Annotated in this window: 21 protein-coding genes; 6 read left to right on the forward strand and 15 right to left on the reverse strand. The window is 64.1% G+C overall.

The genetic code is table 11. The annotated features are described in order from the left end of the window. Positions 1 to 15: 15 nt before the first annotated feature. A complete protein-coding gene (locus HV753_RS08000) occupies positions 16 to 810 on the reverse strand; it encodes an SDR family NAD(P)-dependent oxidoreductase (RefSeq protein WP_175173927.1) in 795 nt (264 codons plus the stop codon). 112 nt (positions 811 to 922) lie between these two features. On the opposite strand from HV753_RS08000, the gene HV753_RS08005 reads away from it, so the two are divergent. After that, complete coding sequence (locus HV753_RS08005; RefSeq protein ID WP_175173928.1) at positions 923 to 1,825, forward strand: LysR family transcriptional regulator; 903 nt, start codon at positions 923 to 925, stop codon at positions 1,823 to 1,825. Positions 1,826 to 1,837: 12 nt separating this feature from the next. Here the strand turns inward: HV753_RS08005 and HV753_RS08010 are convergent, their stop codons facing one another. Beyond that, positions 1,838 to 2,359, reverse strand: a complete 522-nt coding sequence (locus HV753_RS08010; protein ID WP_175173929.1) for a DUF6496 domain-containing protein — start codon at positions 2,357 to 2,359, stop codon at positions 1,838 to 1,840. Between the two features lie 184 nt (positions 2,360 to 2,543). Here HV753_RS08010 and HV753_RS08015 point away from each other — a divergent pair, with 184 nt between their 5' ends. Further along, the gene (locus tag HV753_RS08015; RefSeq protein ID WP_175173930.1) at positions 2,544 to 2,759 is read left to right on the forward strand and encodes a dodecin; all 216 of its coding nucleotides are present in this window, start codon (positions 2,544 to 2,546) and stop codon (positions 2,757 to 2,759) included. Between the two features lie 616 nt (positions 2,760 to 3,375). Here HV753_RS08015 and HV753_RS08020 read toward each other — a convergent pair. The 3 genes from HV753_RS08020 to hpxZ all read right to left on the reverse strand — a co-directional run bounded on the left by HV753_RS08020 (position 3,376) and on the right by hpxZ (position 5,335). Beyond that, entirely contained in the window at positions 3,376 to 4,092 is a 717-nt protein-coding gene (locus HV753_RS08020; protein ID WP_175173931.1) for a hypothetical protein, read from the reverse strand. 177 nt (positions 4,093 to 4,269) lie between these two features. Then, positions 4,270 to 4,824, reverse strand: coding sequence for an NADPH-dependent FMN reductase (locus HV753_RS08025; protein WP_175173932.1), 555 nt, complete (start codon positions 4,822 to 4,824; stop codon positions 4,270 to 4,272). A gap of 136 nt (positions 4,825 to 4,960) precedes the next feature. Further along, the gene (gene hpxZ, locus HV753_RS08030) at positions 4,961 to 5,335 is read right to left on the reverse strand and encodes an oxalurate catabolism protein HpxZ (protein ID WP_175173933.1); all 375 of its coding nucleotides are present in this window, start codon (positions 5,333 to 5,335) and stop codon (positions 4,961 to 4,963) included. A 198-nt stretch (positions 5,336 to 5,533) separates the two neighbouring features. Between hpxZ and HV753_RS08035 the strand changes: the two genes are divergently transcribed. After that, positions 5,534 to 6,076 (forward strand): putative antibiotic biosynthesis monooxygenase, encoded by a 543-nt coding sequence (locus tag HV753_RS08035; RefSeq protein ID WP_175173934.1) that lies wholly within the window; start codon positions 5,534 to 5,536, stop codon positions 6,074 to 6,076. Between the two features lie 20 nt (positions 6,077 to 6,096). Here the strand turns inward: HV753_RS08035 and HV753_RS08040 are convergent, their stop codons facing one another. Genes HV753_RS08040 through HV753_RS08065 form a run of 6 tightly spaced genes read right to left on the reverse strand, consistent with a single transcriptional unit; the run spans position 6,097 to position 11,083 of the window. Continuing rightward, positions 6,097 to 6,804, reverse strand: coding sequence for a GntR family transcriptional regulator (locus HV753_RS08040; protein ID WP_175173935.1), 708 nt, complete (start codon positions 6,802 to 6,804; stop codon positions 6,097 to 6,099). A gap of 37 nt (positions 6,805 to 6,841) precedes the next feature. Further along, the gene (locus tag HV753_RS08045) at positions 6,842 to 8,230 is read right to left on the reverse strand and encodes an AtzE family amidohydrolase (RefSeq protein WP_175173936.1); all 1,389 of its coding nucleotides are present in this window, start codon (positions 8,228 to 8,230) and stop codon (positions 6,842 to 6,844) included. Further along, the gene (locus tag HV753_RS08050) at positions 8,227 to 8,409 is read right to left on the reverse strand and encodes a DUF4089 domain-containing protein (RefSeq protein ID WP_175173937.1); all 183 of its coding nucleotides are present in this window, start codon (positions 8,407 to 8,409) and stop codon (positions 8,227 to 8,229) included. The genes HV753_RS08045 and HV753_RS08050 overlap by 4 nt, the downstream gene beginning before the upstream one ends. Before the next feature lie 28 nt (positions 8,410 to 8,437). After that, positions 8,438 to 9,259 carry an ABC transporter ATP-binding protein gene (locus tag HV753_RS08055; RefSeq protein WP_175173938.1) on the reverse strand — a complete coding sequence of 274 codons (822 nt, stop codon included), beginning with the start codon at positions 9,257 to 9,259 and terminating at the stop codon, positions 8,438 to 8,440. Then, positions 9,260 to 10,072: an ABC transporter permease gene (locus HV753_RS08060; RefSeq protein WP_175173939.1), complete on the reverse strand. Its 813-nt coding sequence runs from the start codon at positions 10,070 to 10,072 to the stop codon at positions 9,260 to 9,262. Between the two features lie 3 nt (positions 10,073 to 10,075). Continuing rightward, positions 10,076 to 11,083 carry an ABC transporter substrate-binding protein gene (locus tag HV753_RS08065; protein ID WP_175173940.1) on the reverse strand — a complete coding sequence of 336 codons (1,008 nt, stop codon included), beginning with the start codon at positions 11,081 to 11,083 and terminating at the stop codon, positions 10,076 to 10,078. 317 nt (positions 11,084 to 11,400) lie between these two features. Here HV753_RS08065 and HV753_RS08070 point away from each other — a divergent pair, with 317 nt between their 5' ends. The 3 genes from HV753_RS08070 to HV753_RS08080 all read left to right on the forward strand — a co-directional run bounded on the left by HV753_RS08070 (position 11,401) and on the right by HV753_RS08080 (position 14,479). Further along, positions 11,401 to 12,312: a LysR family transcriptional regulator gene (locus tag HV753_RS08070; protein WP_175173941.1), complete on the forward strand. Its 912-nt coding sequence runs from the start codon at positions 11,401 to 11,403 to the stop codon at positions 12,310 to 12,312. Between the two features lie 124 nt (positions 12,313 to 12,436). Beyond that, entirely contained in the window at positions 12,437 to 13,108 is a 672-nt protein-coding gene (locus HV753_RS08075; RefSeq protein WP_175173942.1) for a DUF4286 family protein, read from the forward strand. Positions 13,109 to 13,159: 51 nt separating this feature from the next. Beyond that, positions 13,160 to 14,479: an MFS transporter gene (locus HV753_RS08080; protein ID WP_175173943.1), complete on the forward strand. Its 1,320-nt coding sequence runs from the start codon at positions 13,160 to 13,162 to the stop codon at positions 14,477 to 14,479. A 106-nt stretch (positions 14,480 to 14,585) separates the two neighbouring features. Here the strand turns inward: HV753_RS08080 and HV753_RS08085 are convergent, their stop codons facing one another. From HV753_RS08085 to HV753_RS08100, 4 genes are all read right to left on the reverse strand, one after another. Next, the gene (locus HV753_RS08085) at positions 14,586 to 15,575 is read right to left on the reverse strand and encodes a D-2-hydroxyacid dehydrogenase (RefSeq protein ID WP_175173944.1); all 990 of its coding nucleotides are present in this window, start codon (positions 15,573 to 15,575) and stop codon (positions 14,586 to 14,588) included. 6 nt (positions 15,576 to 15,581) lie between these two features. Beyond that, positions 15,582 to 16,538 (reverse strand): Bug family tripartite tricarboxylate transporter substrate binding protein, encoded by a 957-nt coding sequence (locus tag HV753_RS08090; protein WP_175173945.1) that lies wholly within the window; start codon positions 16,536 to 16,538, stop codon positions 15,582 to 15,584. A 79-nt stretch (positions 16,539 to 16,617) separates the two neighbouring features. After that, a complete protein-coding gene (locus HV753_RS08095; protein WP_175173946.1) occupies positions 16,618 to 17,418 on the reverse strand; it encodes a class II aldolase/adducin family protein in 801 nt (266 codons plus the stop codon). A gap of 106 nt (positions 17,419 to 17,524) precedes the next feature. Beyond that, positions 17,525 to 18,451 carry a LysR family transcriptional regulator gene (locus HV753_RS08100; protein WP_175173947.1) on the reverse strand — a complete coding sequence of 309 codons (927 nt, stop codon included), beginning with the start codon at positions 18,449 to 18,451 and terminating at the stop codon, positions 17,525 to 17,527. Positions 18,452 to 18,483: the final 32 nt, after the last annotated feature.

The raw sequence follows: 18,483 nt of genomic DNA on the forward strand, positions 1-18,483 counted from the left end.
GCTCGGTTCAGGGGATCAAAGAATGGAGCGGACAACGCCGCCGTCCACGCGCAGGGCGGCGCCGTTGGTGGCGGAGGCTTGTGCAGAGCAGGTGTAGACGACCATGTTGGCCACTTCTTCCACCGTGGCCAGGCGGCGCAGCAAGGACGACGGGCGATGCTGGGCGATGAAGTCGCGTTCCATGGCGTCTTGGGATACGCCTTGCTCCTTGGCCATTTCGGCGAAGAAGTCCGCCACGCCTTCCGAGCGTGTCGGCCCCGGCAACACCGCGTTGACGGTGACGCCCGTGCCGGCGGTCAGTTCAGCCAATCCGCGTGACACGCCCAGCAATGCCGTCTTGCTGACGCCGTAGTGGATCATTTCCGCAGGGATCTGCACGGCGGATTCGCTGGAGATGAAAACAATGCGGCCCCAGTTGGCGGCCATCATGCGCGGCAGGTAGTAGCGCGACAGACGGATGCCGCTCATGACGTTGGTATCCAGCATGGTCTGCCAATCGTCATCCGTGATTTCGGTGAAGGACTTGGGGGCGAAGAAACCGGCGTTGTTGACCAGGATGTCGACATCGGGATGGGCCGCGCTGATCGACGCCGCGCCGTCGGCCGTGGCCAGGTCCGCTTGCACGGTGCCCACGCGGGCGGCCGGGAATTTCTGGGTGATGGCGGCCGCGGCGCGGGCCAGCTTGTCGGCGTTGCGGCCGTGCAGCACGACTTCCGCGCCGGCTTCGGCCAGTCCAAAGGCGATGGCCAGGCCGATACCGCCTGAGGACCCAGTGACCAGGGCTTTCTTGCCGTTCAGTTCGATTTTCATACGGTGACTCCAAAGATCTCGGGGAATGGAGCCATCATTACCCAGTCCGGTGCATTGAAAAACCGGCTAGCATCGCACTCAGTTTCAATAATTTTTTGAAAATGAGGCGGGCATGGTCCGATTCGAGGACTTGAGGATCTTTGTGGCGGCGGCCGATCAAGGCAGTTTTTCCGCTGCTGCGCGCGAACTGGATCTGACGCCGGCGGTGGCCAGTGCCGCGCTCAAGCGGTTGGAGCTGACGCTTGAGACGCGCCTGTTCGTGCGGTCCACGCGCAGCCTGCGGCTGACCAGCGATGGCGAACGCTACCTGGAATACGCACGAGCTGCGATCGCCACGCTGGAAGCGGGCAAGAACGCGATGGCTCGCGACAAGACCGCGATTTCCGGCACCTTGTCGGTCTCCATCCCGTCGGATCTGGGGCGGCACGTGCTGCTGCCTTGGTTGGATGATTTCCAGCACCAGCATCCTCGCGTGAGTTTCCAGGTGCGGATCAGCGACCGCTTGGCCGACCTGTACCGTCAGCCCGTCGATATCGCGATCCGCTACGGGACGCCGAACGATTCGGGGCTGGTGGCCTTGCCGCTGGCCGAGCACAACCGGCGCGTGGTGTGTGCAGCGCCCGCCTATCTGGCACGCCATGGCGTGCCGCAGGTGCCGGCCGATCTGCGCCGCCACAATTGCCTGTCCTTCGTGCTGGGCGAAACCTTGCACGACCGCTGGACGTTTGAGCGTGAGGGCACCAGCACCACGGTGCCCGTCAAGGGTGACCGCGTCGGAGACGACGGCGATCTGGTGCGGCGCTGGGCGCTGGCAGGGCACGGCGTGGCCTACAAGTCGCATTACGACGTGCTGTCCGATCTGCGCGCGGGCCGCTTGGTTGAGCTGCTGCCGGGCTACACCACCGAGCCTTCGCCGCTGTATCTGTTGTGCGTGCATCGCATGCTGCTGTCGCCAGCCGTCAAGCGCATGCGCGAGTTTTTGCAGGAACGGTTCAGGCTGTTCGACGCGGGCTAACCGCCAGGCGGATCAATGCGTTGCGCGATGGTGCGCGCCGCCCGCCTGTTTGTTCGCGGCCCGGGTGCGTGCCGCTTTCTTCGCGGCCGCCGATCGCCCCGCGGCGCCTTTGGTGGCCGCCGCCTTCTTTGCGGCTGTCGAGCGATCCGCGGCGCTACGTTGGCTGGCCGTCTTGGTGGCCTGGCGGGACAGCGCCGCGCGCGACGCGGGCTTTGCACTTTCCTTTTTCAATGCCGTGGTGGTGGCCCGGGCGCGCGTGGCGGATTTGGCATGTCCATCCTTGGCAGCATGGGCGTCCTGTTCTGCTTTGCGCTTGGTGGCGGCGCTGGCGGTCTTGGATGCAGGTAACTTCACACCGGCGCGGCGTGCCTTGGACAGTCCGATCGCGATGGCCTGCTTGGTGGACCGCACACCGTGCTTGCCCTCACGCACGTGCTCGATTTCCTCGCGTACGAATTCTCCGGCCTGCGTGGACGCCGACTTGCCTTGGCGTTTGTCGCGCTTGGCCCGTTCCAGGGTTTTTCGTTCAGGCATGGGGATCTCCTTGCTGGATTGCGGGAGGGGATTCCGTCGCCTGCCGAGACCGGGCGACGGAACTCGTAACACCACTCTAGCGCCGCAGCAGTATTCTGTGTGTTCGAATGGATTGCCGGTCGTAAGTGCCGGAAAGGCCCGCACGCCGACGATTCACGACTCACCCCCTTAGCGGAGACGAGCTATGTCGAATCATGTCTACAAGCAGATCGAACTGGTGGGCTCTTCCACCAAGTCCACCGATGATGCGATTGCCAAAGCCATCGAGCGCGCCTCGGAGACCTTGCGTAATCTGGATTGGTTTGAAGTCACTGAAGTGCGAGGCCACATCAAGAACGGCAAAGTGGCGCATTGGCAGGTTGGGTTGAAGATCGGCATGCGGCTGGAAGGGGACAAGTAATTCCTCGGTGCTGCGCCTTTTTTGAGCAGCCCTTCCAAGTGACTGTCGGATAAGGACTTTTCAGGCTTGTTATCCGACTGTTCATAGGCTTGTCCACATTCCATGGGGACAAGCCTATTCCCTTATCCCCGGCGTTTCGCGCGGGCTCATGCCCATGCCGAACATGCCATCGATTGAGCGTTTCTTGCGCGCATGCTCCAAGTCTTTGTCGCATAAGGGATTTTGGCGACTGCCCTTGGACTGTCCTCAGGCTTATCCACATTTGACGGGGACAACCCGAGCCTGGAATGGGACGATTGAGCCTTTCTTGCTCACCCCTTGCAGGGCATTGATATCGCAAGGGATTTCGGGTCTTCCCTCAAGCTGTCCTCATGCTTTTCCACAGAATGCTGGGACAATTCCACACGCGACGGCGCAAGGCGAAAAGGCCTGGACGGACATCCAGGCTTTCAGGGGATAAATGCCGGAAAACTCATCCAAAAGGATGATTGCGCATTGTTTGATCACCCCTTGCAAGTGCTTGGCAGGACAGGGAATTTCGGGTCTACCCCAAAGCTGTCCTCAACGTTCTCCACAGTTGGCGGGGATAAGTGTAGGGGGGGCTACGCCGCGCGCGCTACTTGTCCCGCCAGATCGGTCCCATGTAGCCGCCGCATGCGGTGTCGACGATGCTGGTATTGCGCATCGTGATCTTGCCTGAGCGGTCGATGCGCGGACCATTGCGTTCCGGGCCGTCGTTGGCGCCGGGAGGGACGCTGGGGCCGCGGAAGTCGTTGATGATGCGGATATTGCCATCGTCGTCCTCGACGATGATTTCAAGCCAGCTTTTCGGGCGGTCGATGCTGGACAAGCTGGAATACAGCAGACTCGTCAACGGAACATAGCGTTGGGGTTTCAGCGGGCATTCCAGCCGGTATTCGCGGACGACCTTTTCGGCGTGCGGCGTCTGGAAGTGGATGCGTTTGTCGTACTTGGCCTTGAGGTCCGCGACATACTTGTCGGGATCGACACGCAACGCCGGGGGCGCGATCTGTAGTTCCAGCCAATCGCAGTCTTCCTTGCGCAAGTAGAAATAGCTGGAACGCAGGCCTCCTTCCTCGTCTGTCCACATGACTGTCACCGCGCGGCCGCTCAAGTGGACCTTGGCGACTGTCCGCGTGTCTTCCGTGACGCCCATCTTGCGTGGCAATCCGCCAGGCAACGTCTGGCACGACTTTGGATCATCGCCCGTCCGGTAGATCGGATTCTGATAGAACGCATCCAGCGGGTCGGCCTGTGCAGCGCTTGTGGCCAGCAGCAGTATGGCGAATGGCAGCGCGCATCGCATCTTCATCAATCCCGTTCCTTCGTAGACAAGAACCTGGACTGTAAAGCATCTGGCGGGTTTGCCTTGGCCCCGTGGATCCGATCTAAAAAAAGCCCCCCGACGCATCGGGGGGCTTGATCGCCCGGAGGTAGATCGGGCGATCGGCGCTGGCTGGGGCATGGCCCCGGCCAGCAGCGGCGGCGATCAGGCATTCAGCTTCTTGACCCAATCCACATAGCGGTCGATCCAGCCTTGCAGGAACTTGCGCGTGCCTTCGTTGGTGATGTTGAACTGATCGTCGACCAAGCCTTCCGCATATTGCAGGAAGACTTCGGGCGTCGTCAGCGTATTGGCGCCTTCGGCGGCGAGGATGTTGCGCAGATGCTGTTGCATCATGGCGGTACCGGCGGCGCTGGGCGATGCGCCGACGATGCCGACGGCCTTGCCGGGCCACGAGTTCTGGCCCCACGGGCGCGAACCCCAGTCGATGGCGTTCTTGATGGCGGCGGGCAGCGAGCGGTTGTGCTCGGGCGAGACGAACAAAATGCCCTGCGCGTCAGCGATCTGCTGCTTGAGCTTGGCGGCCGGCGCGGGCAGGTTGTTTTCGTTGTCCTGGTTGTAAAGCGGGATGTCGCCCAGACTCACGTACTCGAACTTGAAATCGGCGGGAACCAGCTTTTCAAGCGCACGGGCAAGTCGCAAATTGATCGAGGCGGCGCGCAGGCTTCCGACGAAAACCGCAATCTTGTAGGTGCTCATGGGGCGTGTGCTCCAACGTAAAAGGAATGACCAGTGTAGACCTGGACCGCAGCCTGCTCAATGCCGATTGCGAATATCGATATCGCGTCGAACCCCTGCGGTCGTGGGCCAAGTGTGGCTGCCAGCAATGACAGCCCTATGTCATCAGGCTGACGTGCGCGGACACCACGCGCCAGCCCTCGGGCGTGCGCATCCACGTCTGGCTCTGACGGCCGATGCGGTCGCTGCCATCGCGCTGGAATTCCAGGTTGGCGGTGGCGAAGTCCGTGCCGTAGGTGGTGATGGCCGTGCGCAGCACGCGGCGTGCCAGGCCTTGCGGCGAACGCGCGGCCCGGAAGGCGCGGATGGCGTCGTAGCCGTACAGATTTTCGCCCGCGCCGTAACGCAGGGTGTGCGGGCTGTTCCAGAACAAGGCATCCAGCACGTCGACCTGGTTGTTGACCAGCGCGGTCTCGTAGCGCTCACAGGCCGCCGTCACCTCGGCCACGATGTCAGGCAGATTGATATTCATGAGGTCTTCTCCGAATGCACCAATGCGGTGCGCGTTCTAGGGTAATCACCAATATGGTGTCTGTTGCGGTGCGCCAATCCCGGGGAAGCCTTCAGGCATGCGACGCCTGCGGGGGAATGGCAGCGCCATCGGGCTGGCACGCGGCTTGCTAGGGTTAACACTGCATAACAAGCTGCACTGCTGCCCAGGAGTTCCATCATGTCCCGTTCCGCTGTTTCCGCCCCTGTCACCATGCTGGTCACACGGCATATCGCACCCGAGCGCTATAGCGATTTTCTGTCCTGGATGCGCCAGGGCGAAATCCTGGCGGCAGGGTTCCCGGGGTTTCTGGGGTCGGGGGTGTTGCAGCCGCCGGAAGGCGGTGATCAATACCAGATCGTGCTGCGCTTTACCGATGAGATCAGCCTGGGCCGCTGGGAAAAATCCCTGCCGCGCCGGATGTGGCTGGAACGCGGGGCGACATTGGTGCGGGCGAGTCACGAGCACCGCGTCAGCGGCACCGACGGCTGGTTTGCACCCAAGGCCGCCAGCGCGCCGCCACGCTGGAAGCAGGCCGTCAGCATCTGGCTGGCCTACTTTCCGGTCTTGCTGGTGTTCTCGATACTGGTCAGCGAGCACTTGAACATTCTGCCGATATTCTGGCGCGTGCTGATCACCAGTGTGATCTTGACGCCCATCATGGTGTTCATCTGCATTCCCGTCATCACGCGCGTGCTGCATCGCTGGCTAGGGGCGGGTTGATGCCGGTTTGGGGCCGCGCTTTAAGCCGCCTTGACCCGGCGAGTGGAGTACAGCCGGTGCAGCGTGATCTTGCGTACGGCTGTCTGGCTCTCCAGGATATGGGATTGCAGCAGCCGGGCGGCGTTGCTCGCGTCGCCGGCCAGCAGCGCTTGCAGGATCGTGCCGTGTTCTTCGTAGGTCTTGCCTACCCGGTCGGGCAAGGTGAAGTCCAGCCGCCGCACGATGCGGATGCGTTCGGTGGCGGCGCGGTGCACCCGTGATATCTCGGGGTTGCCCGCGGCGGCGACCAGGTCGATGTGGAAACGTTCGTCCAGGTCGGCCAGCCACTCGCCATCGCTGGAGCGGTCAGTGTCGTCCACCAGCCAGATGTCCGCCAGGGACTGCAAGGTACGCAGGGCGTCGGGGGCCTGGCCAGGCGTGCATATCGCATGGACGGCGGCAACCTCCAGCACGCTGCGCAGTTCATAGAAATGGTCCAGCGTATTGAAGTCCAGCGGCTTGACCAGCCAGCCGTTGCGCTGCCGCACCTCTAGATAGCCCTCGCGCTCCAGCCGGAACAACGCTTCGCGCACCGGCGTGCGGCTGACCTGCAAGCGATCCGCGATCTCGGTTTCCGTGAAGCGATCGCCCGGCGCCAGCCGGAAATCCAGGATGTCCCGTTTCAGCGCGCCATAGGCCGTATCGGCCAGGGTGCGCGGCATGTCGATGGCGGCGAAAGCGGTTTCCATGGCGTAGCCTTCAGAAGGGGTCTGGGAATGGGAGGGTTCAGCAGGTGCGGACCCGCGACACGCCAGCCTGCTCCAGCGCGTAGGCGGCTTGCAGGCAATCGGCTTCGCGCCAGGGAGCGCCAATCAATTGCACGCCCAGCGGCAGATGGCCATCATGTTCGGTTTCGGGCCAGGTGGGCGCGGTGCAGACGGGCAGGCCAATGCATGAGATCGGTTGCGTCAGCAGGCCCATGCTGGCTCGTGCCGGCAGTTGCTTGCCCGCCAGCGTCAGCCAGTCGGTGCCCACTTGCGTGGCGGAAACCGGAGTGGCGGGCGCGATCAGCACGTCATACTGCTTGAAGAGCGCCATCGCTTCGCGATAGACGCGATGGCGGACACGCTGCGCTTGCTGCACCCACGCGGCGGGCACCAGGCTGCCCGCGACCAGGCGGTCGCGGGAATGGGGTTCGTAGTAGTCATAGTGCGTCACCAGTTTGCGGCGATGCAGCGCACCGCCTTCGGCCGCGGTGATGATGAAGGCCGCGGCGCGGGCCTGCGCCGCGCCGGGCAATTCAACGATGGCGGTGGCGTCCAGCGCGCGGGCCGCGCTCTCGACGGCGCGGCGTGCCTGCGGCCCCGCCCATTCCGAAAAATACCCGCCCAGCACTGCCACGCGGAGTGGGCGTGCGCCGGATTGCAGGCCGGGCAGGACGGGCTCGGCGGGGTACTGCGCGCACGCCGCGTCGTCGGCGTCCGGGCCTTGCAGCACGTCGTAGGCGGCGGCCAGGTCACTGACGCTGGCAGCGAACGGACCCAGATGATCCAGGCTGCCCACGAAGGGGAACGACCCTGTGCGCGGTAAGCGCCCCAGTGTCGGCTTCAAGCCGAAAATGCCGCATAGCGAGGCCGGCACGCGGATGGACCCATTGGTGTCCGATCCCAACGTCAGCGGCACCAGCCCGCCCGCAACGGCGGCGGCGCTACCGCCGGACGAGCCACCCGCAATGCGGGTGGTGTCGTGCGGATTACGGCACGTGCCGTAATGGGTGTTTTCAGTGGTGAAGCCGTAGGCGTGTTCATCCATGTTCAGCGCCCCGACCAGCACGGCGCCGGCCTCGCGCATGCGCGTGACCAGGCGGGCGTCATGGCGAGCCGGCGCATTGGAGGCATTCACCCGTCCTCCCGCCAGCGTGACCTGGTCGGCGATGTCGAACAGATTCTTGACCGCATAGGGCACGCCCGCCAAGGGCGGCAAGGGCTCGCCGCGGGCTCGGCGCGCGTCGATGGCGGCAGCCTCTTGCCGAGCACGGCTTTCGGTGATGGCCGTGAAGCAGTGATAACGAGGGTCGTGTTCGCGAATACGCGCCAGGGTGGCATCCAGCACGGCCAGGGCGCTGCGTTCGCCGCTGGCGACTTGGCGGGCGATGTCTGCTGCTGGGCCGGTCACGGGCGGAACACCGAAGCCGATTCCAATTCCACGGGCAGCGCTTCGTCCACGAAGCTGGCCGCGATATCGTGAATGCGCGCGAACTGCTGCACGACTTCAGTCGTGGTGGATTCGCGCAGGGCGTAGCCCGACAGCGCCAGGGCGCTGCGCACGTATTGATCGATGGTTTCCTGGGTCATGGCGGATGCTCCCGATGGACTGGATGGGTTACTTGCGCACTTCGCGCTGGAAGATCTCCAGGCTTAATTTCTTCATCTGGATGAAGCTGGGCTCGGACAGGGTTTCCACGGTGCGGGGGCGAGCGTCGGTGTAATCCAGGATTTCCGCCACGCGGGTAGGCCGCTTGGTCAGAAGCAACACCTGGTCGGCCAGATACACCGCTTCTTCCAGATCATGCGACACCAGCAACATGGTGGTGCCGGTTTGCAGAAAGACTTCCTGGAGCTTTTCACGGATGAACAGCGTCATCTCGAAATCCAGCGCCGAGAACGGTTCATCCAGGAACAGCACTTCGGGTCCGGGCGCCAGCGCGCGCATGATCGAAGCCGTCTGCTGCTGGCCGCCCGACAATTCATAGGGGTAGCGCTTCAGGTCGAACTTCACATCGAACGAAGCCACCAGCTCCTCCACGCGCGCATCCACCTGGGCCTTGCTGCGGCCTTCCAGACGCAAGGGGTAGGCGATGTTGTCGATGGTGCGCAGCCACGGAAACATGGCTTCGCGATAGTTCTGGAACACGTAGCCGATCTTGGTTTGCGCCAGCGATTTCCCGTCGAACAGGATCTCGCCCGCGTCGATGGGGATCAGGCCCGCGATCATGTTGATCAGCGTGGACTTGCCGCAGCCGTTGGGGCCGAACACCGAGACGATCTTGCCCTTGGGGATGTCCAGGTTGAAGTCTTCGTACAACGGCCAGCCGGCGAAATACTTGGTCAACCCGCGGATCGTGATGTGCGTGCCCAGCGGGCCGGGCGCGAAGGGCGCGGCCGCGGGCGCGGGGGCGATGATGGGATTGATGACAGTGGACATTTATCGGCCGCTCCAATGAACCACGCGCTTTTCCAGCACAAGAAAAAGAATGTTCAGCACATAGCCCAGCGCACCAGCAGCCAGGATCGACGCATACATTTCGCGCACGTTCAGCACCTGCTGCGAGTTGATGATGCGATTGCCCAGTCCGCTGTCGGACCCGATGAACATTTCCGCCACGATCACGATCACCAGGGCCATCGATACGCCGCTGCGCAAACCCACGAAGGTGGGTTGCAGGCTTTCCCAGATCAGCACGTCCTTGAAGATCTGCCAGCGCGAGGCGCCCATCACGCGGGCCGCCATGACGCGCTGTTTGCGCGCATTGATGACGCCGTATGCGCTGTTGAACAAGATGACCAGAACGGCGGCAAACGCGGCGATGGCAATCTTGTTCATGTCGGTCACGCCGAAGATCATCAGGAACAGCGGGATCAGCGCGGACGATGGCGTTGAACGGAAGAAGTCCACCAGGAATTCGACGCTGCGATAGGCCTTTTCATTGCTACCCAGCAGCACGCCCAGCGGCACGCCGATCACGCCGGCAATCACGAATGCTTGCAGGGTACGGTTCAGTGACGACAGGAAATCCCACAGCAAGGGGCCGCCCGCCAGCCCCTTGACCAAGGCCACGAGGGTGGCGCTGGGCGTGGGCAGCAGCACGGGGCTGACCAGTTGCAGGCGCACCACCAGGTCCCACACCACGAACAGCGCCAGCGGGCCGATCAGGGGCAAAAAGCGCGACGCATTGAACTTGCGGGGCGGCTTGGAAGCCGGGGCGCCGGCGGCGCCGCTTGCCGTTGTCGCGGTCATGGATCAGCCCTTGTAAAGCATGGACGCCACGTCGACCTTTTGGGCAAAGATGCCCTTGTCCGTGAACAGGTCGAAGAATTTCTGGAAGTACGCGATGTCGCTGGGCGTGAACTCGTTGTAGAGCGTGTAGGCAGCCAACGGAACTTCGTTGGTCATGGGGCCTTCGATGGCGGTGTAGCCCTTCATGAACGGGCGTGCCTCTTCCGGCTTGGTGCGGATCAGTTCAATGCCGCGCGCATAGGCGGCGATGAATTTCTTGCTTTCTTCGGGGTGCTTTTTCAGGAAGGCGGTGGTCAAAGACGCTGATCCGCCGAACCACGGCGCCATTGGGTCGCCCAAGACGTACTTGGCGATGACACCGGTTTCCAGCACGCGCGTCGTGCCGTTCAAGCGGCCCACCGTGCCCGTGGGCTCCAGGGTGTAGCAGGCATCCAACTGGCCGGCAGCAACCGCGGCGACGTGCTGGCTGATCGCCAACTCGACCACGGTTGCCCCGGTTGCGCCGGCGCGCTCCAGTACTGCTTTGGCCAGCGTGGCGTTCTGGATGCCGGGTCCAGATCCGACCTTTTTCCCCTTGAGGTCTGCTATGGATGTGATGGGACTGTCTTTCGCGACAATGAACTCGTCCAGCACGTTCTTGGCGTTGCTGGGGTTGGACGCGAAAATCTTGAACAGGCCAGGCGAGGCAATTTCGCCGATGGCCAGATTGGCCGAGCCCGTGCCGTTGGCGCTGCCATCGGCGCGTCCAGCCAGCATGGCCTCCATGACTTGTTGCGCGCCAGCGAACTTCAGCGGTTCGACGTTCAGGCCGGCCTCCTTGAAGTAGCCTTTTTCGACGGCGGCATAAAAGGGCAGGCCTGCGGCGACGGGCCAGAAGCCGATGCGGATCACGGGGCCCGATTGCGCGCGGACCAGCGCGGGGGCGGCCAGCGTTGCGGCTCCCATCGCGGCTCCCTGGATCAGGCGGCGGCGGGTGGCGTTGAAGGCAAAGGGCGCATTGCGGTTGATCATGGAGGCTCCTGGCGGTTTGCTGCGGATCTTGATGGCACTCGTCTTGTAGACAAGCTTGCATACCAGTCATCAAGCAAGACCCGTGCCAGCTTGTTGCCGGAGGCGGTTTCCCTATGAGGCCGGGCTGGACGGGCCTCGGCCTGGTGCTCGTCATGAACCACTTTGGTGCATGGCGCACCACTGAAGGGGACACAACCTTCGCAATGGGCCGCCGGACCGGCTGGTGGGGCGAGGCAGTAGCATGTATGCCTGCCCGGACCTATCGCGTCCGGGAGTTGACGAAAATAATGGGCGCCGCCAGTGGGCGCCGGTTCACTATGAATACGCGCTTTGTTGAAGCATTCCTGTGGTCGGCCCGGCTGGGCAGTTTCCGTGCCGCCAGCGACCGTCTGCACATTACCCAGGCCGCGGTGGCCAATCGCATCGCGTCGCTGGAAGAGGACATCGGTGCGCGCCTGTTCGAGCGCGACGCCAAGGAACTGCGCCTGACCTCGGTCGGCACTCGGCTGCTGGACTACGGTGAACGCCTGCTGGAAATTCGCCAGCAGATCCTGTCCTTGGGCAAGCGGGGCGACGAAGTCTTCGGCCTGGTTCGCATCGGCGCGATCGAAACGGTCGTGCACACCTGGCTGATCGGCTTCTTGACGAACCTGCGGTCCACGTATCCGGGCATCGAGGTGCAATTGACGTCCGAAACCACGCGGGGACTGCATCGGGGGCTGCGGGAAGGGGCGCTGGACATCGCGCTGCAAACGGATTTGCTGAGCGATTCGGGGATCATCAGCACGGCCTGTCTGCCCATGGAAATGGGCTGGGTAGGGCGCGCGGGCGACGAGGAATCGTTGACCGTGCAGCAATTGCTGAGTGAACCCGTGCTGACCATGAGCCCCGGTTCGCAGCCGCACGAAGCGCTGAAGGCGCTGTACCGCGAGGTTGGGATGCCGCAAGGCAAGGTGCATTGCGTCAGTTCCATTTCGGCCTTGGCGCGGCTGGTGAAAAGCGGCTTTGGCCGCGCGCTGGTGCCGCTGCCGCCTATCTATGAATACGTGGCGCGAGGCGAAGTGCAAGTGATCCGCAGCGACATGCCGGTGCCACCGCAACTGCTGGTGGTGAGTTACCTGGATAGCGCCGGCTCGGACGCGATCCGGCTGGTGGCGGAACTGGCCAGCCGCGCCTCGGATCAGTTCACCACGTCGGTGGTGGAACCGCGTTTCGGCTCCGCGCAATAGTGTTATCCCTAGGGCGGCGCTCAGTAATTCTATTGCTGTGAGGAAGAATTAGTCGTTTGTCCTTACCCTGCCCGGCGGACGAAGATGGGGCCTTCTGAAATCGAAGGAACCAGGTCTTCCGTTTATGAGCCACTCTGTCGCATCCGCTTTGATTCCCAATGGTTTGCTGTTCGTCGCGTCCGACGTGGACGCTGCCGACGAGCCTGATTTCAACCGCTGGTACGACCGCGAACATGTCGAGGAGCGCGTTCGCATCCCCGGCTTCCTGTCGGGCGCGCGCTATGTGTCGCGCCAGGGCGGACGCAAGTACCTGGGCCTGTACCGCACGGACTCGCTTGCCGCCTTCTCCACCGCAGGCTACCGCGCCGCGTTTGAGCGCCAGACGCCGTGGTCGGTCGCCAACCTGGATCGCATGCGCGACCCGATGCGCCGTGTCTGCGCTGTCGAGGCGGTGACTGGTTTTGGTAGTGGCAGCCAGCTGGCCGTGCTGACGTTGCCGGCCGTTGAACATGCGGAAGACTGCATCGCCAAGGCCCGCGAACTGGGCTTGGCCCTGGCCGAGGCGGATGGCTTCGTGCAGTCCTATTTGCTGGTGCCTGACACGAAGCTCAGCACGCCGCTGCCGCGCGAATCCACCGAACAGCGCATTCTTGCGCCGCTCTTCGTGGTGGAGGCAAGCACCGAATCCGCCGCGCAAGCGCTATGTGATCGGGCTGCCGGCGCCTTCGCGACGAACGCCGCCAATGCCTGGCTGCTTGAACTGGGCTGGAAGCTGCACGCCTCGGACCTGCGCTGAGTCCTTCCGCGCCACCCAATTTTTCGATTTACAACAATCAAGGGGAACCCCATGGCTGAACAGACTTTGCCCGCCCAGGCGGCGTCCAGCACGGCGGCCGTGCCGAACAAGATGCGGCGGCTGGCCATGGCCAGCTCGGTCGGCACCACGCTGGAGTGGTACGACTTCACCATCTACAACCTGATGGCGGCGCTGGTTTTCAACTCCATTTTCTTTCCGTCCTTCGATCCGCTGACAGGCACCATCCTGGCGTTCTCCACCTATGCGGTGGGCTACCTATCGCGGCCGCTGGGCGGTTTTGTCTTCGGTCACCTGGGCGATCGCCTGGGGCGCAAGTTCGTGCTGGTCACGACGCTGGTCATCATGGGTATTTCGACCGGACTGATGGGCCTGTTGCCCACCTATGCGTCGTGGGGCGTCTGGGCGCCCGTGGCGCTGGTGGCGCTGCGCTTCGTGCAGGGCGTTGCCCTGGGCGGGGAATGGGCGGGCGCGGTGTTGCTGTCCATGGAACATGGCAAGCCGAACCAGCGCGGGCGCAATGCGTCGTTCACGCAGGTGGGGCCGTCGTGCGGCACGCTGATCGGCACCGGCTTCATTGCGCTGGTCACGGCATTTGTCAGCGCCGAGGACTTCCAGGCCTGGGGCTGGCGCATTCCGTTCGTCTCCAGCGTGGCGCTGGTGATGTTCGGCCTGTGGCTGCGCCGTGGCGTGGAAGAAACGCCGGTGTTCCGGGAAATGGAAGCCCGCCGCGAGACCGCCAGCACGCCCATCAAGGAAGTACTGGGCCAGCACTGGCGCCAGCTGTTGATCGCGGGCGGTTCGCGCATCGGCTCGGACGTGTTGTATGCGCTGGTCGTGGTGTTCACGCTGACCTATGTGACGACGGTGCTGCATTTGTCGCGGCCGCTGGCGTTGACCGCCACGATGCTGGGCGCGGCGCTCAATGCGATAGCCGTGCCGCTGTGCGGGGCGCTGTCCGACAGGATTGGTCGTCGTCCCGTCTATCTGGCGGGCGCGGTGCTGGGCATGATCTGGGCGTTCGTGTTCTTCGTGTTGATGGACACGGCCCATCCCATCGCGATCTGCGCGGCGGTGGTGGTGGGCCTGCTGATCCATGCGTTGATGTACGGGCCGCAAGCCGCCTTCATCACCGAGCAGTTCCCCGGGCGCGTGCGCTACGCGGGTTCGTCGCTGGCCTACACGCTGGCCGGTATCGTGGGCGGAGGCTTCGCGCCGTTGATCATCGCCAGCTTGTACAAATCCTGGGATTCGACCTTCGCGATTTCGCTGTATGTGGCAGCGGCGCTGGTGGTGACGGCGATTGCGCTGTTGGCGGCCAAGGAAACGGCCAAGGCGCCCTTGCAGCGCTGATGGTGTTTCGCGCGTGGCCGTGCCACGCGCGGTTCCGAGATGACTTCTGGATTTGGCCCGGACACTGCTCCGGGCTTTTTTTTGCCTGCGCGACCCGAGAGCGGAATCAGCCGATCAAGCGATGAACCAGCGGTTCGTCTTGCATCCAACGGCGCAGGTTGTCCAGGAACAAGCCCCGCACGCGGGCGGGGTTGCCATCCGAGAATCCTGCGCTGTGCGGCGTGACGATGACATTGTCCAGCGCCCATAGCGGGGATTCCGGCGGCAGGGGTTCCTGCTGGAACACGTCCAGGAAGGCGCCGCCCAGCCGGCCGGCCGCCAGGGCATCGATCAGGGCGGGTTCATCGATGACATGGCCGCGCGCCACGTTGATCACCGAAGCGTGCGCGGGCAGCGCGGCAAGCGCTCGCCTGTCAACCAGTTCCCGCGTGGCAGGCGTCAGCGGGCACGCCAGTACCAGCCAGTCCGCCTCGGGCAGCAAGCCGGGAAGCTCGCCGTACACCACGGTGCGCCGCGCCTGCGCCACGGGCGTTGCGGAGTGGCGCACGACTGACAGTGTCAGTCCCAGCGCAAGCAGCCATTCGCCGATGCGTTGGCCGATGCCGCCCCAGCCAACCACCACCGCATGTTGCCCGGCCAGATCGCGGGGCGTACGCGGGCCCAGCAAGGGGCGCCACGCATGCTCGCGTTGATCGGCGGCCAGTTGGGGCAAACAGCGCGCCAGGGCCAGCACGCCGCCGATGGCGGTTTGCGCCACCACGGCGTCGCTGGCACCTTGGGAGGTGGTGATGGCGACGCCGCGCGCATGCAGGCTTTGATAGATTTCCCGGTCGGCGCCCGCTGAATGCACGTGCGCCCAACGCAGCGCTGGCGCATCGCGCATCGCCTCGTAGTAGAGCGCCGTTTCGGGCGTGATCTGGAACTTGGTCGAGGCGCCAGTGATATCGCGGGAAACGAAGGCCACCTGGGCATCACTGGGCTTGCCATGCTGAGGGTGGCACAGCGTGTAGGGCTGGCCGCTGCCCGCCAGCGCCTGGTGCAGCGCGGGAGCCTCGGCGGGCGAGCACAGGATGCGGAGGTCGTCGTGTTGCGTCATGGGAGGTCAGTTGGCTTGGGGATCAAACTTGCGCACCAGCGCGGCCCACTTGTCGTGTTCCTTCCGGATGAAGGCGGCGAATTGCGCCGGCGTGCCGCCGACGGGCTCGGCCCCTTCGCTCAGCATCTGCGCTTGCAGCGCCGGCAGGGCGGCATTGACTTCGCGGTTGATGGTGTCGACCACGACGGGCGGTGTGCCCTTGGGTGCAAAGAATCCAAACCAGGAGCCGGCGTCGAAGCCGGGGTAGCCGGATTCCGCGATGGTGGGCAGGTCGGGCAGGGTGGCCGAACGTTGCAGGGTGCTGACCGCAAGGGGGCGTAGCTTGCCGGCGCGGATTTGCCCGATCACCGAGGGAATGGTGGCAAACATGAAGTCGATGCGTCCCGCCAGCAGGTCGTTGACGGCGTCTGCGCCCTTGTAGGGCACGTGGGTGGCTTCGACGCCCAGCTGATCCATCAGCATGTAGCTGGACAGGTGCGAGGACGTGCCCACGCCGGTGGAGCTGTAGTTCAGGTGGGATGCGGTCTTGACGTACTGGAGGAAGCTCTTGATGTCCTTGGCGGGGGACGAGGGCGGCACGACCAGCACATTGGGCACCGTGGCGATCTGCACCATCGGGATGAGGTCCGTCAGGGGGTCGAAGGACAGTTTCGTCAGTGACGAATTCACCGCGATGGGCCCCACGGAATTGACGATGAGCGTGTGCCCGTCCGGGGCGGCACGCACGACGAATTCGGTGCCGATGTTGCCGCCGGCCCCAGGTTTGTTCTCAACGACGAAAGACTGCCCCAGTTTCTTGGACAGCGAATTGGACATGCTGCGCGTCAGCGTGTCGGTCGTGCCGCCCGCAGTGAACGCCACAATGACCTTGACGGGTTTGTCGGGGTAGTCCGCCGCCACGGCGGGCGACGCACAGGCGCACGCCGCCACCGCGGCGGCGAGCAGGGCTCGGGCAGTGTTCATATCGTCTCCGTTCGTGGTTGTTGTCTTGGTTTATGCAGCGCCGTGCCGCCACGTCGGCCGGCGCTGGGGAAAATCGATATCAGTCCCGGAAGCCGGGATCCATGCGATCCAGTTTGCGCAACAGGGCCGGCCATTCCATGACGCCGTAGGGGCGTCGCGTGCCGGGCTGATAGTTGCTCCAGGTTTCTTCCAGCACGGCCGGGCTGACCGCCCGCAGGGAGGCGCCCGTGGCCATCGCCGCCAATTGCGCGCGGCACGCCAGTTCCAGTCGATGCATCCAGTTGAACGCCTCGCCCACGGTTCTGCCGACAGTCAACGCGCCATGGTTGCGCAGGATCAGCGCTTCACCCTGGCCCAGGTCTTGCAGCAGGGATTCCTGTTCCTTCAGGTCCAGCACCACCCCCTCGTAGTCGTGGTAGCCGATCTTCAGGAAGCGCATGGCGGTTTGCGTCAGCGGCAGCAAGCCACAATCCAGCGAGGCGACGGCCATGGACGCCCAGCTGTGCGTGTGGATCACGCAATCGACGTCATGACGCGCCGCATGTATGGCGCTGTGGATCACATAGCCTGCCTTGTTGATGCCATAGTCCAAGGCGCCAAAATCGGGCTTGGCCAGGATCGTGCCATCCAGATCCACCTTGATCAGGCAGGACGCCGTGATCTCTTCGTACATCATGCCGTAGGGGTTGATGAGGAAGGCGTTGTCTTCGCCCGGCACGCGCGCCGAGATGTGATTGGCCATCATGTCGGCCATGCCGTAGTGTTCAACCAGCCGGTAACAGGCGGCCAAATCCACGCGCGCCTGCCATTCCTGTTCGGAACAGTGGTGCCGCATGGAAGAAATGGGAAGCAAGCCCGGGCGTCGGGTGTCAGTCGTCATCGGATTTCAAGAGGGTCCGTTGCCGCGGCACGATGCCGCCGCATCCATGAAGGCAATTTATCCGGGGGACCCTCGCCGGCCTAGCCATGCGGCCGGCATGGGGGCATCACGAATCGAGAAGGGTGGCTCCGGGCCAGGCGCCGTGGCGCACCTGTGCGCGCATCACGTCGACCAGCACCACGCGCGCCGCCAGTGCGGCCGGCGACAGTTCTTCTTCATTGATGCAGTGCACGGCGTTGCGGCGAAACAGGAACGGGTCGTCAATGGGGTGCATGTTCAGCAGCCCGGCCTCGGCCCGCGCCACCGCGGCGCCCGGTTGGATGGTGGCAATGGCGTTGGCCTGCACCAGGTCCATCAGCGTGGTCAGGCCGTCGACTTCGACCTCGACCCAGGGTTCGATGCCTGCGCGTTCAAACGCGGCCTCTACCCAGGCGCGCAGGCCGTGCGCCTTGCTCGTCACCGCCAGTGGCAGGGCTGCCAACTGGGCAATGGTGACGGGTTGGCCGTCAGGCTGGGCGAACATTCCGCGCCGCGCCAGCAGGAATAGACGTTCGTCCAGGACCGGGATCGCGCTGCGCCCCTGGCCGCTGTCGTTCTGGAACAGTACCGCCAGATCCAGCCGGCGGTTGTTCAGTTGTTCGCCCAGATTGCCCGACAGGCCTTCGACCAGATGCAGCCGCACGTTGGGATAACGCTCGGCCATGCCGGCGTAGAACGGCTTGGCCAGCACCGATGCCGTGGTGGGGGCAAACCCCACGCTGACCATGCCGGACAGACGGGCTTCGCGCGCGGCGGCCATCGCGTTGTCCGCGTGGCGCAGCGTCAGCCGGGCCTGCCGCAGGAACGCCGTGCCCGCCGCCGTGGGGACCACGCCGGTGTGCGTGCGCATCAGCAGCCGCGTCGCCAGTTCGCTTTCCAGACGGCTGATCTGCTGGCTTAGCGCCGACGCGACCACGCCCAGGTCGCGCGCGGCGCGGCCGATGCTGCCCAATTCGGCCACGCGAACGAAGTAGCGAAGTTGGCGAAGTTCCATAGCGGTGAAATCAGGGACGGGAATGGCGGATA

Source organism: Achromobacter pestifer (assembly GCF_902859625.1).
GTDB classification, from domain to species: Bacteria; Pseudomonadota; Gammaproteobacteria; order Burkholderiales; family Burkholderiaceae_B; genus Achromobacter; species Achromobacter pestifer.

Bases quoted from the DNA above. Each gene is read 5' to 3' on its own strand.
- HV753_RS08000 (WP_175173927.1), bottom strand. From the start codon at position 810: ATGAAAATCGAACTGAACGGCAAGAAAGCCCTGGTCACTGGGTCCTCA.
- HV753_RS08005 (WP_175173928.1), top strand. From the start codon at position 923: ATGGTCCGATTCGAGGACTTGAGGATCTTTGTGGCGGCGGCCGATCAA.
- HV753_RS08010 (WP_175173929.1), bottom strand. From the start codon at position 2,359: ATGCCTGAACGAAAAACCCTGGAACGGGCCAAGCGCGACAAACGCCAA.
- HV753_RS08015 (WP_175173930.1), top strand. From the start codon at position 2,544: ATGTCGAATCATGTCTACAAGCAGATCGAACTGGTGGGCTCTTCCACC.
- HV753_RS08020 (WP_175173931.1), bottom strand. From the start codon at position 4,092: ATGAAGATGCGATGCGCGCTGCCATTCGCCATACTGCTGCTGGCCACA.
- HV753_RS08025 (WP_175173932.1), bottom strand. From the start codon at position 4,824: ATGAGCACCTACAAGATTGCGGTTTTCGTCGGAAGCCTGCGCGCCGCC.
- hpxZ (WP_175173933.1), bottom strand. From the start codon at position 5,335: ATGAATATCAATCTGCCTGACATCGTGGCCGAGGTGACGGCGGCCTGT.
- HV753_RS08035 (WP_175173934.1), top strand. From the start codon at position 5,534: ATGTCCCGTTCCGCTGTTTCCGCCCCTGTCACCATGCTGGTCACACGG.
- HV753_RS08040 (WP_175173935.1), bottom strand. From the start codon at position 6,804: ATGGAAACCGCTTTCGCCGCCATCGACATGCCGCGCACCCTGGCCGAT.
- HV753_RS08050 (WP_175173937.1), bottom strand. From the start codon at position 8,409: ATGACCCAGGAAACCATCGATCAATACGTGCGCAGCGCCCTGGCGCTG.
- HV753_RS08055 (WP_175173938.1), bottom strand. From the start codon at position 9,259: ATGTCCACTGTCATCAATCCCATCATCGCCCCCGCGCCCGCGGCCGCG.
- HV753_RS08060 (WP_175173939.1), bottom strand. From the start codon at position 10,072: ATGACCGCGACAACGGCAAGCGGCGCCGCCGGCGCCCCGGCTTCCAAG.
- HV753_RS08065 (WP_175173940.1), bottom strand. From the start codon at position 11,083: ATGATCAACCGCAATGCGCCCTTTGCCTTCAACGCCACCCGCCGCCGC.
- HV753_RS08070 (WP_175173941.1), top strand. From the start codon at position 11,401: ATGAATACGCGCTTTGTTGAAGCATTCCTGTGGTCGGCCCGGCTGGGC.
- HV753_RS08075 (WP_175173942.1), top strand. From the start codon at position 12,437: ATGAGCCACTCTGTCGCATCCGCTTTGATTCCCAATGGTTTGCTGTTC.
- HV753_RS08080 (WP_175173943.1), top strand. From the start codon at position 13,160: ATGGCTGAACAGACTTTGCCCGCCCAGGCGGCGTCCAGCACGGCGGCC.
- HV753_RS08085 (WP_175173944.1), bottom strand. From the start codon at position 15,575: ATGACGCAACACGACGACCTCCGCATCCTGTGCTCGCCCGCCGAGGCT.
- HV753_RS08090 (WP_175173945.1), bottom strand. From the start codon at position 16,538: ATGAACACTGCCCGAGCCCTGCTCGCCGCCGCGGTGGCGGCGTGCGCC.
- HV753_RS08095 (WP_175173946.1), bottom strand. From the start codon at position 17,418: ATGACGACTGACACCCGACGCCCGGGCTTGCTTCCCATTTCTTCCATG.
- HV753_RS08100 (WP_175173947.1), bottom strand. From the start codon at position 18,451: ATGGAACTTCGCCAACTTCGCTACTTCGTTCGCGTGGCCGAATTGGGC.